Raw genomic sequence first — 12,211 nt, forward strand, 5'->3', positions numbered from 1 at the left:
TCGCCGTATACGGTGTGCCATCTATTGTAACCGTTACAGTTCCACTTGATAGAGAAGATTTCCCCGTCATAGTAGTAGCAGAAGTAGCCGAACCATACTGCTTGCTGGCCCCACCATTAATCACAACTGTTGGTGCTACAGCATTTAGTTGTGTTGCCGCACCTGAAACACCAGGAGCTAGATCCATTCCATCCTTATTGATGACAGATAAATTTGCAGCTTTTGAAGTTCCAAAATACAATTGGACAGGTGTACTTGCAGTTATGGCAGGAGCCATTTGAGTTATACGACTAATTGGCACCTGAAAATCCAAAAAGTATTGTCCATTTTCAGCGGGTGTAATTCTCGTACCCGGAACAGTATTTCCGCCGGGAGTTGTTGTCATATAAATTGGTTGTGCATTTGTTCCGTTTGCATTAGCAATATAAACATAGTCGACAGAAGGTGATTTTCCGTCAACACCTATCGTGGCTTGTTTAACACCATTGACCGCTAACTGAACTTCCCAAACAGAAGAAAGAAATCCGCCCTTAGAGTCATACGGATTCCCTTTCAATCTTAATCTCACAAAAAAGTTAGTAGAATCGGAAGCTACATACATAGAAGGCAAATTACCCGTTCCTTCATCTACTCCGCTTGCAACATCAACTTCGATTGGACTGATACCCGGTTCACCGGCAGGGTCGAAAATATAATTCCCATTACTGTCTGTGTAAGGTGTAAATACAGCTGGCCAAGCTGCAGGGTTGTCACCAAGTGTCGTAATACTTGCCCAAGCAGTTTGAACAGGAATAACTAATGTTAAAAATAATAAGGCGGTCATCACGGACCCAAACATTTTTTTGTAATTATATTTTAAATATTCCAACTCTTTTCCTCATTTCTAATGAATGTAAAAATCCGTTGATAGATGCAATTGTTCGTCATCGTTATCTCACATGAACTTCCCCCATACAGTACTGTTTACTCAAGACACACATAGGACTATATTAGGTCTCTTTGTATTAAATACATTAAATTGGCACCTAATATGGAGCTATCATTTTAATCCCTCTAAAAAGGTAAACGAAAGGCGATGTTCTCGTTTGTAAAACAGCGACACCACCATCATTTGGTAAAATTAACCCATGTTCCGATTTGAGCACCTAAATACTATGATCAAGAGCTAGCCTGCTCCCACCCCCCCCCCCCGGGCAATGCGATCTATCGTTTTCTTGATGCGCTTCACCGTTAGTGGCTTCACGATATAGTCCAGTACCCCCATATCAAACGCCTCGATGACATAGTCGGCGTTTGATGCTAAGAAAGCAATGGAGACGTCAGGTCTGGAAGTTTGGATGACGCTTGCCAGTTGTAGCCCGTGAATGCCGGTAATATTCATGTCTATTTCCAGCAGCACAAGATCGACGGATGCTATAAGTAACTGCTCCAGAAACTCCTGGGGATTCGTAAAAAGGCTGCAAATCCACACGGTTTCCAACGCTCGCAGCACATTTTCCGCGTGTCGCAGGGCGAGGGGATCTCCCCCTACGACCATTACATGAACCACGGCTTCCCGCCCCCTATAACGCCTTGTTGATCGCCTCGACAACCCCGTTAGATGCCTCGCCTGCGATCTAGTGCCCCATCCCGAGGATAATGTCTTTGAGCATCACCCTCATAAACACAGCATCGTCAACGAGCATGGTTATCGTTTCTTGCAGTTGACGAGACAGTTTGCTTATGAATCAGTTACTTGCCTCATGCTGATTCTGCATCTGAACCTTTGGCGTTCGTTTTCTTACCACCGCATGGGTAATAAGAAGTGGAAGAAAACAATGGACTACCCCCCATCTTCATGTGGTTAGGTAGGATAGCCCATTGATGATTCGTTGATCTATTACTTCGTCCCTATTCGTTTCTCTGTATGATCTTGAATGATTTAGTCATGATCGATTGACGCTTCTTCAATATCTCCATACGCCCAATAACTCAAACCAACATCTGACCATGTCGGAGTCACCCGGGTCAATGGGCTACGGTTCGTCAGACGATTCATCATCGTGATGACTTCGGCACGGGTTGTGTTTGCTTTTGGCCGGAACGTTCCATCCGCATAACCTTTCAAGATCCCGGCCTCCGTTGCCGAATTGATGGCATCGCGCGCCCAGCTGTCGAAAATATCGGAGAAAGCGTCTTTTCCTCTGCCTTGCAAGTGCTTCAGTCTGGCCACGATACCCGCCATTTCTTCTCTGGTAATCGGCTGATTCGGCCGGAATGTTCCGTCTGGGTAGCCGTTCATGATTCCAGCTTTCGTCACAGCTGCGATTTCTTCCGCGCCCCAGTCCTCATTCGATACATCCGAATAGGTCATCACGTCCAGCCCGGATTTCGAAAGGTGATAGAGCCGGAACAACATGGCAGCCACTTCCTCGCGGGTTACCTCTCTTTCCGGTCTGAACGTGCGATCCGAATAGCCTTCAATGTACTTCTCATGATGACCTGTTTGCGGAACAGAGGACATGTTAGCCACAGCTGTCGTAATCGACTGACTAACGGACTGCTTGGTTTCTTTTCCGCCCACGACAGCAGATATTGTAAAGGTATGGCTGCTTCCCGGCGTAAGCCCCGTTACTTGGTAACTTGTACCCGTCACATTGGAAGCGATGAACTGTCCGTTATCGTAAATGTTGTACGATGCGGCTCCGGACATCGCATCCCAACTCAGCGTGACGCTTGTAGACGTAATGTCGCTTGTTTTAAGTCCCGTAGGCATATTGCCACTTGAGACCACGTTGCTAGATCCGGAAGATGATTGCTGGTTCTGCTGTTGCAAGGTAAAGCTGAACGATACCATAGTTTGCCCTACATGAATGATTCCATTTTGAATATAGCTGTCCGAACCGTTCGTTGCAGAGACATTGGTTTGAGTAGCAAGCGTACTGAAAGAGTCATACCCCGATTTCGTTGCTACAATATAGTAGTCTGCATTCGGGAATACCATCCACGCGTATTCCCCTGCCGAATTCGTGACTTGCGGGTTACGGTTTTGATTCGGCGCAAAGCTGGACAACTCCGGCAGGCTTACGAGCGTATTCGGCGTATGGCCATTTTGCTTGTTCAGTTCCGTATCCGCCCAGTACAGGCTCATCGTTACTCCGTTAATGGGCTGGCCTGTTGCGGCATCGGTGACGACCCCGTAAGGGTCGATCAGCGAATAGACAACGCCCATCTCCCCGTTTTGATCCACATTCACCGTTACCGACGGTCCAGCTAATGTCGTACCGTCCGGTGCTTTAATCTGATACGTTATTTGATACTGTCCTTGCGGCACGTTATTCACATCAAAGTTGCCGTTCGCATCAATCGTGATTTGTGAATTATAGTTATTCCCGTTCGTTCCTTGTACAATTGCGCTGACGTTTCCGGTTCCAAACATGCTGCCTATCGTTGGTTGCGAGTTCGAATTGTTGAAAGCAGGGCTCGAAATCAGCAATTGTCCGCTGATTTTATTTGCAGAAGCAAAAGTTTGGCCAGTTCCATTTAAAGTTCCTACTTGTGCGGTTTGCGTTCGATTCAGCATTACCGTTTGATTGCCGATCAGCACAGGAGTTTGGATATTCACGGTATAGTCCCAATTGCCGCGCGGTACGAAAATCTGATACGTACCATCCGCCCCTGTCGTTACCTGTTGAGAAAAATCCACGATTCCATCCCCGTTAAAGTCGGCCGACACCGCCACGATCGCTCCTGCAATCGGTTTGCCTGTCACTTTGTCGATCGTGACACCCTGAACCGAGGCTGGCATATAATGAACCGATATGCTTTTCTGTGCCATTAGTCCTTTCGAATCGACGGCTGAGGCTGTGATCGTATTATGGACGGGGGTAACCCCTGAAATCAAAGGTACAATAAACGTCATTGTAGCGGTACCGGTCTCATCCGTAACGGCTGTTTGAGTAGAAATGCCGAATCCTTGGAATGTAATCGTTTTGCCCTTCACTGGACTTCCATTATTTATACTGACGACACTGGCTTTTAACGTAATTTGTGACTTCCCGTCTCCTACAACGGAATCTGGAGATGCTTCGAGGCTCAGAGAAATATCAGGAGTGCCGCTTTGCACCAAGAAGGTTGCCGACGCCGATTTTCCGCCGTAGGAAGCCGTGATCATGGCGGTTCCATTAGCTTTGCCCGTAACGACACCATAAACTACCGTTGCCACTGTTGGGTTCGATGTATTGAAACTAGTTTTATAAGTCACGTCTACAACACTCTGATCCGAATAGACCGCTTTTATAACCACAGTTTGCGTGGTACCAACTTGAAGCACTCCGTTGCTCGGGTCAGCTAACAAATCGACGATTGATTCTGCCGTGGTCGTGATGTCGCTGCCAGTCAGCGTGATCAGCTTGAACGACACGACCTTGTTGTTACTGTCCACTTCGTACACGCCGATGTACTTGTTAGTGGTTGCGTCCACTCCGACGATGTCCGAGCCCGACGAATACGGGTCCGTTACCCCTGCCCCTGTCGGCACCGGGTCTCCCGCGTTCGGCGTCGGAATGATGCCGGAGGATACCTTCGTTACGAGGCGGTTGCCCGGCCCCGCCGTTGCCGTCACCTTCGTCGTCGACGGGCCTGTTCCCGGCGACGGCGTCACCGTCAGCGTCGGCGCGGCTGTCGTGATGTCGCTGCCAGTCAGCGTGATCAGCTTGAACGACACGACCTTATTGTTGCTGTCCACTTCGTACACGCCGATGTACTTGTTGGTGATTGCGTCCACTCCGGTGATGTCCGAGCCCGACGTATACGGGTCCGTTACCCCTGCCCCTGTCGGCACCGGGTCTCCCGCGTTCGGCGTCGGAATGATGCCGGAGGACACCTTCGTTACGAGGCGGTTGCCCGGCCCCGCCGTTGCCGTCACCTTCGTCGTCGACGGGCCTGTTCCTAGCGACGTCGTCACCGTCAGCGTCGGTACCGGAGTTGATACATTGACGGATGCTGAAGGTGCCGATTGCAAATTATTGTTAACCGCCGTGACCGTATAAGTGTGGGTTGTGCCTTCAGCCAAGCCCGTCACATTATAAGTCGTACCGGTCACAGTCGTAAGCGGCGTTCCGTTGTCATACACCTTATACGACGATATGCCCGCCACCGGATTCCATGTTAACGTAGCCCCTGTACTTGTCGCATTGCTTGTCCCCAAATTGGTGGGAGTTGGCGGAATTGCCAAGGCACTATAGGCTCCTCCCACAGCAATAGCAGTCACGTTTCCGGGAGACGCATTGGGTGTCAAGCCCATATCTAACAAGACCTGTGCTTGACCGTTGGAGTCCGAATTAATGACTGCCGGGACAGGAGTGATCGGGTTTCCGTTCAGATCTTCAATCGTTCCGCTGTCCGTTTTAAACGTAAGCGGCGCGCCGGCAACCGGGTTGCCGTTCGCATCCTTTGCCGTCGCTGTCAATTGTGTTTTTCCCGGCTGCCCATAAGCGGCCGTAGTCACCGTAACAGAAGCAGGTGCTTGCTGGTACGTGTAATTGTTATTAGCCGTATCGATCGGGTCCAGATTATTGTTAAAGTACCATTGCAAAATATCGTGATTTTCCCAAGCCTTTCCCGTAGCCGACGTAAATCCGGCATAAATCCCGACGCTTCCATTGAAAATCGAATCCAAATCGACATTGGGGGTTACCAATGCCGCTGTCGCAGGACGGGTCGTTGTATTACTGATATAGACGGACATCGTTTTTGCGCTGCCGTCATAATCAATCCAAGCATAGTGGACAGTTCCGTCCTTCATGTCATAAGAGGTTTTAGAGATTGCAGTATACCGTGACGGGTTTGTATTATCTACATCGCCGTTTAGTGCCAATCCGATGTAGTTATCGCTGGGATCATGCAAATTCCCAAGCGTGGGGCCGTTTTGAAAAGTATCGAATTTAACCGCTATGCTCGGTTGAACTCCCCCAATCCCGATCCCACTTCCGGAACCTCCTGCTTGACTCGAAGCCGTTTGAATCGCAAAGGTAATTCCATCTGCTCCTGGTGCAAACACGCTAGAGTTGCTGGTGCCTTTACCGGTAAATTGAAATCCAAAAAACGTACTGAAGGAATAGTGATTTCCATTGTTATATATCATGTTTTTGTTAAAAACACTTCCGGCCTGACTTCCAATAGCGGGCGTAAGCCGAAGAACCGACCCGTTAACAAAGCTGTTTCCGTTGATTTGAAGCAAGCTGTTTAGGCTGGAATTGCTAAAATTATCATACTTGAACGTCACCCACTTAGTCATCGTCGCCGCTTGCGCGGTTCCGGCAAAGAAACCAGGGAAAATTAAACTGAAAATCAAAAGTAACGGCATTACATACGAGATCAGTTTTTTGGCTCTTCTCTCCATTTAATCCTTCTACCTCTCTTCCATCATCGAATAACTTCATAATTGCTTTCAGCATCGGTCTTATCCTTGGAAGGATGAAGTCTAGTTCGTACTAATTTGGGTTCGGCAATTTTGTCGAAACCCATCGTATTTCCCCGACTTAATCAGGACTTTATAACCATATCACATCGCTCTGAGCAAATTCTGAGCAACAAAAAAGCGGCTCACGCCTTCGACTCATCGTCGGCGCTGCCGCTGCATAACCTGGAAAATAATCTTACCGTAGAATCTAACGGAGCAATCCCCAGTTCGTCTTGCAATAGCTTCGAAAATTGTTCGTAATGCCGAACCATGGGCAGCCGGTCGCCCAGTTTCGCGTACACCTTCAGCATCGTTTCGTTAATCTCGTCGAGGAATGGGTTTTTCTGAAGGGCATTGCGCAAGCAGTGTGCCGCCGCATGGAACTCTTTGTTGGATAAATAGTAGTCCGCCATCCGTCTCATTAACTCGATATAAGAACACTTGAACTTTTCTTGCGCTTCGTGCGCCCAAACAAATCCGTCTTCCTCCATATAATCGCCTGTATAAAGGTTTGCTATCTTCTCGAATTCACTGATGAAGCCTGCGGTAACCAGCATCCCCTCACTTGTGATTCGCTCGAATTCAGCGGCATCGCACTGTCCACTCCGAATCTCCAAACGATAACAGTTGTTTTTGAACTCCAGCGTGTGCTTGCCACCGGTACTCGCCAACTTTTTCCTAATGCTATAGACACAGGTGTGCAAAAATGCGGTAACTTGATCCACATTTGCATTCGGCCAAATATCCTTTAGAATCTTCTCTTTCGCTACGAACGTATTCCTACTTTTTTAGGAAAGCAACCTCCGCCCGAAGCCGCTCATTCTCATACTCCAACTTCTTCACGGCGAGTTTGTGTTGCTCGGATTCGTTCAACTCTTCTGCCGCTTTCTCGCGTCCCCGACCGTCCTGCAATGCATCCTGCCCGCTATCCTCATACTTTTTGACCCACTGGTACACTTTGTTATAGGACACCTTAAACTGCTTTGCTGTCTTTCCGTAGTTGCGCTCAGCTAACTTCTCTATAGTCACTAATTTTTTCTATAGCTGTATATGTGTCCGGTTTTGACAAAGAAATACTCCCCTCCAAGTAGCCGGTTTATTTTTTAAACCTGTCTACTTAAAGGGGAGCATATCAATAATACTGCTCGGGAGCAGCCCTTTCAACTGGATTACTTGGAATTTCCGCTATCGATCAGCTTGGCCTTCTCCAGCATCCGCTGCACGATGGCCGCCGTCTCCGCTCTCGTGATTTCGCTCGTCGGGTTCAGTCCCGTATCGGAGCCTTGCACCAATCCGTTCTTCACAGTCGCAGCGACCGCTTGCTTCGCCCACACGTTTACCGTTGCGCCATCTGTAAACGTGGAGAGTACGGAGTCCACTTCTGCGCTGCTGACGTTTGCATTCAGTCCTGCCAGCTTCATCGCCCGCGCGATCATCACCATTGCTTCTTCGCGGGTGATCGTCTTGTTCGGGCCGAACGTTCCGTCTTCGTAGCCTTCGATGATACCGTACTCCTTTGCTTTTGCCACCGCGCCGACGTACCAGTCGTCGGACTTAACATCGCCGAACGAAGAGGCTTTCCAGTTGTCAGCCAGTCCCAGCGCCCGAACGATGATCGCCGCGAACTCGGCGCGGGTGATCGCTGCATCGGGATTGTAATGCGTCGCATCTTCGCCGTTAACTACCATCCGCGACGCCATGTCGTTCACAGCGTCCTTAGACCAATGCCCATCCACGTCCTTAAACGTCATCGGATGCCAGATCAAGGTGTACGTGCTGTTCGTCAGACTGCTTACGACAGCGTAATACTTCCCGTCGCGAGCAGTGATATAGGTTGGCACATGACGGGTCGATCCGTCTGCGTCCAGCACAATGGCAGTCGTGATCTTGCTCGGGTCTACGCCGTCCGGCAGCGGAATTTCGCGCTCCACGAACGAGCTGAACTTGTCTACGTCCACCGTCTTGCCGCTGTAGGTAGCGGTCACCGTGAAATCGATCGGGGGTACAACGACGCTGAATTTGCCTTTTTCAGCCGTACTCTCCGCAAGTTTAGCCGTTTCGGCATTGCTTTTCGCAATGTCCACATGAACGACGATATCCGCAAGGTTCACTTGCCCGCCAAGCTGCGCCCCCACGCGATCGATGAAAAGCTGTGCCGCAGGCAGCTTGTAGTTCCCGTTAGGCGCTTGTACTTCCAATACGGCCTGTTTGTTCTCCATCACTTTAACCGCATCCCCTGTCAGTACCGCCGATACTTTATCCGCGCTCACTGTCGATGCTGGAATGATGATAGCCGGCTTGTCCCCCGCCGTCGCAAGCTGCGCCTGCAGTTTTGCCGCGTCTACTGTCGCCGTCAGCACGGTCTGTCCGTTCTCCTGTGTTGTGGCTCCTGTCGCTATCTGATTTTGCGGCTTGCCATCCACAATCACCTGAAAGCCGGTTTGCGACCCTTGGTAGCCGCTGGACGGGGTACTAGGCGAACCGGGAGAAGGATTGGATGAGCCAGCTGAAGAATCTGTCGACGTTGTCGACGCTCTTTCCACCGTAATCGTATACGTCTTCGTCGTGCCGTCTTGTGCTGTCACAACTACCGTAATCGTGTTGTTGCCCACGCTCAGGTTGGTCGGGGCGCTTGCTTGACCACTCGTTATTGCCGTTCCGTTCGCCGTCACCGTCGCAGCCGGATCGTATACCACCGCCGTCACCGTCACGCTGCTCACACTATTCGCGACAATCGCGGTGTAGCTCGTGGTTGCGCTGGCGAAGGCTGGCGACAACGTTCCTTGACTTAGTGCCAGGTCACTCAGGTTCGCGTTACTGCTCAATGACGCCCACTGCGCGTACAGCGTCACGTTCGCCGTTCCCATCGTGATGTTCGCGCTTGCCGCGTAGCTTGTTCCGCCTCCGTTCGCCGCCGTGTTCCAGCCCGCGAACGTGTAGCCGGTTTTCACTAGGTTTCCCGTATTGCCAAATACGGCGACTGTTACTCCTTGCGCATACGCGTTGCCGTCGGTCGGTGCACTGCCGGACGTAGCGCCGTTGCCGTTATACGTTACGGTGTACGTCGGGTTCGCCGTCCACTGCGCGTATAGCGTCACGTTGGCTGTTCCCATCGCGAACGTGGCATTCGCCGCGTAGCTTGTCCCGCCTCCGTTCGCCGCCGTGTTCCAGCCAGCGAACGTGTACCCCGTCTTCACCAGATTCCCCGTATTGCCTAGCAACCGTCACCGTCGAGCCCTGCGCATACGCGTTGCTGTCCGTCGGCACGCTGCCGGACGTAGCGCCGTTGCCGTTATACGTTACAGTCAGGTTAGCGTTTTGCAATATCGTTCCACCTCCCCCCACCGCCACATACGTTCCGTTGCCGTAGGTGACGCCACGAAGATACCACGTGGTGCCCGACGTACGGCTCGTCCAGCTCGCTCCGTCACTGGAGGTCAATATCGTTCCACTCAACCCCACCGCCACATACATGCCGTTGACGTAGTTGACGCCATAAAGAGTATTACCCGTGGGCAACGGACTACGGATACTCCAATTGTCAAGAGAAGCCGAACTAGCCACCGTGCCTACCGTAACAGTGGTCGTCTTCGTATCCGTTGTAGTCGTATCCGTCCAAGCGCTGCCATTCCAAGTCTGCTTCTTGAAAGTAGCCGTTACCGTGTAGCCGCTCGCATTCGCGGTCGCAGGCGTATAAGTAGACATATAGCTGCCTCCGCTTACGCTGAACGTGCCTGATTGGCCGCTCTCCGTCGATGTCCAATTTGTCGGGATGTACCTTTCATCTCCATACACTATTCCCGTTACCGACTGCCGGTCTCCCATTGCCGTCAGCGTGACGGAACCGCCTGTTGTGACGTTGCTTGGACTGGCGGTGACACTGTTGTTCGCCGCATTGGCTGTCGTTGCCGATAACCCAGCCAAAGCCATGTTATTCCCCAACATAAGCTCCATCATGAAAACAAATACGAGCAAGAAACTTAATACCGTTCGGCTGATTACTCTCTTGTCCGATGAGCGTTGATGTTTCATATGTATCTCCCCTACTTTGTGTTGTACTGCATGCATGAATCTTAAAACTCTTGTGATCGTCTCTGTCCAGATGCTCCAACTGCCCAAACATACTGTTGCCGTAGTTACACCAGTTAGTGTTATGGAGATGCCGGAGATTGGGCTGCTCCACGTCGTTACAGAAGAAACTGCGAAGCGTTATCCTCATCGTCTAAGCAACAAAAACCCGCAGCGAAATCAACATACTTAAGAATTGCCTTTGTTACACAACATTCCGTTTCCTCCTTCACTTTCCATTTGGCATGTGAACAATTCGACATAATCCTCCACCATCTTACAACAAGGCACCTTAAAGACATTAAGTCTTTCTACCTCTCTTCCATCATCAAACAACTCCATAATTCCTTTCAGCAACGGTCTTATCTTAGGAATGATAAAGCCTAGTTCGTACGAATTTGGGTTCGCGAAAACAATGTCCATTTCTGACTTTCCACTCCCTTAATGTCGAAACCCATCAAATTCCCTCGACTTAATCAGGACTTTATAACCATATCACATCGCTCTGAGCAAATTCTGAGCAACAAAAAAGCGGCTCACGCCTTTGACTTATCGTCGGCGCTGCCGCTGCATAACCTGGAAAATAATCTTACCGTAGAATCTAAAGGGGCAATCCCCAGCTCGTCTTGCAATAGCTTCGAAAATTGTTCGTAATGCCGTACCATGGACAGCCGGTCGCCCAGTTTCGCATACACGTTCAGCATCGTTTCGTTAATGTCGTCGAGGAATGGGTTTTTCTTAAGAACGTTTCGCAAGCAGTGTGCCGCCGCATGGAACTCTTTGATCGATAAATAGTAGTCCGCCATCAGTCTCATTAACTCGATATAAGAACCCTTGAACTTTTCTTGCGCTTCGTGCGCCCAAACAAATCCGTCTTCCTCCATATAATCGCCTGTATAAAGGTTTGCTATCTTCTCCAATTCACTGATGAAGCCTGCGGTAACCAGCATCCCCTCACTTGTGATTCGCTCGAATTCAGCGGCATCGCACTGTCCACTCCGAATCTCCAAACGATAACAGTTGTTTTTAAACTCCAGCGTGTGCTTGCCACTGGTACTTACCAACTTTTTCCTAATGCTATAGACACAGGTGTGCAAAAATGCGGTAACTTGATCCACATTCGCATTCGGCCAAATATCCTCTAGAATCTTCTCTTTCGCTACGAACGTATTCCTATGATGGACGAGATAAGCCATCAGTTCGCGTTCCTTAGACGTCCTCCACTTCACCGGGGACAATGATTCCGCATCGTGTCTCCATTCAAAACGGCCAAAACAGAGAAACTCGGCCTTGCCTGCTTGCGCCGCATTTATGAATTCACCCTGCTTAACAGATCTACGTTTCGATACGATTCGTTCAACCGTCTTGCTCAGACGTCCTATCGTAGTCGGTTTCAGCACATAATCGACGGCACTCAGTTCAAAGGCTTCGATTGCGTACTGATTGTAAGCCGTCACAAAACCACATCGATTCCCGGGTCAATCGCCATAATATGTTCGGCCGCTTCGATACCGTTCAAGCCAGGCATTTCAATATCCAAAAACACAACATCCATGCGCTCCTGCATTAACATATTTACCGCTTCATACGGTTTCGTAAACGTCCCGACAATCTCGATGTGCCCGATCGTTATCAACAACTTTTCAAGCAGATCCAGCGCCGGTTGCTCATCGTCGATTAATATTGCACGCAGCATAGGCT

At 49.9% G+C, this 12,211-nt stretch carries 8 protein-coding genes; all 8 read right to left on the reverse strand.

All coding sequences use genetic code 11. The features are described 5' to 3' along the window. Nucleotides 1-868: hypothetical protein (locus tag SD70_RS36185; protein ID WP_156158096.1), on the reverse strand; the 868-nt coding region annotated here is incomplete at its 3' end. Between the two features lie 297 nt (nucleotides 869-1,165). Further along, on the reverse strand, nucleotides 1,166-1,549 hold the full coding sequence (locus SD70_RS18775; protein WP_041049062.1) for a LytR/AlgR family response regulator transcription factor: 384 nt from the start codon (nucleotides 1,547-1,549) through the stop codon (nucleotides 1,166-1,168). Between the two features lie 372 nt (nucleotides 1,550-1,921). Then, nucleotides 1,922-6,382 carry an S-layer homology domain-containing protein gene (locus SD70_RS18780; RefSeq protein WP_041049115.1) on the reverse strand — a complete coding sequence of 1,487 codons (4,461 nt, stop codon included), beginning with the start codon at nucleotides 6,380-6,382 and terminating at the stop codon, nucleotides 1,922-1,924. A 203-nt stretch (nucleotides 6,383-6,585) separates the two neighbouring features. Next, nucleotides 6,586-7,167: a bacterial transcriptional activator domain-containing protein gene (locus SD70_RS18785; protein ID WP_041049063.1), complete on the reverse strand. Its 582-nt coding sequence runs from the start codon at nucleotides 7,165-7,167 to the stop codon at nucleotides 6,586-6,588. A gap of 55 nt (nucleotides 7,168-7,222) precedes the next feature. Continuing rightward, nucleotides 7,223-7,471: a helix-turn-helix domain-containing protein gene (locus SD70_RS39865; RefSeq protein ID WP_052487624.1), complete on the reverse strand. Its 249-nt coding sequence runs from the start codon at nucleotides 7,469-7,471 to the stop codon at nucleotides 7,223-7,225. Between the two features lie 140 nt (nucleotides 7,472-7,611). Then, the gene (locus SD70_RS18795; protein ID WP_197081078.1) at nucleotides 7,612-9,639 is read right to left on the reverse strand and encodes an S-layer homology domain-containing protein; all 2,028 of its coding nucleotides are present in this window, start codon (nucleotides 9,637-9,639) and stop codon (nucleotides 7,612-7,614) included. Nucleotides 9,640-11,046: 1,407 nt separating this feature from the next. Beyond that, entirely contained in the window at nucleotides 11,047-11,967 is a 921-nt protein-coding gene (locus SD70_RS18810) for a BTAD domain-containing putative transcriptional regulator (RefSeq protein ID WP_052487627.1), read from the reverse strand. Continuing rightward, nucleotides 11,964-12,206, reverse strand: coding sequence for a LytR/AlgR family response regulator transcription factor (locus SD70_RS33610; protein ID WP_052487628.1), 243 nt, complete (start codon nucleotides 12,204-12,206; stop codon nucleotides 11,964-11,966). Before SD70_RS33610 ends, SD70_RS18810 begins: the two co-directional genes overlap by 4 nt. Nucleotides 12,207-12,211: the final 5 nt, after the last annotated feature.

Origin of the sequence: Gordoniibacillus kamchatkensis (genome assembly GCF_000829455.1) — a bacterium.
Lineage (GTDB): Bacteria > Bacillota > Bacilli > Paenibacillales > NBRC-103111 > Gordoniibacillus > Gordoniibacillus kamchatkensis.

Coding starts and splice junctions, on each gene's coding strand:
- SD70_RS18780 (WP_041049115.1), bottom strand. CDS start 6,382: ATGGAGAGAAGAGCCAAAAAACTGATCTCGTATGTAATGCCGTTACTT.
- SD70_RS33610 (WP_052487628.1), bottom strand. CDS start 12,206: ATGCTGCGTGCAATATTAATCGACGATGAGCAACCGGCGCTGGATCTG.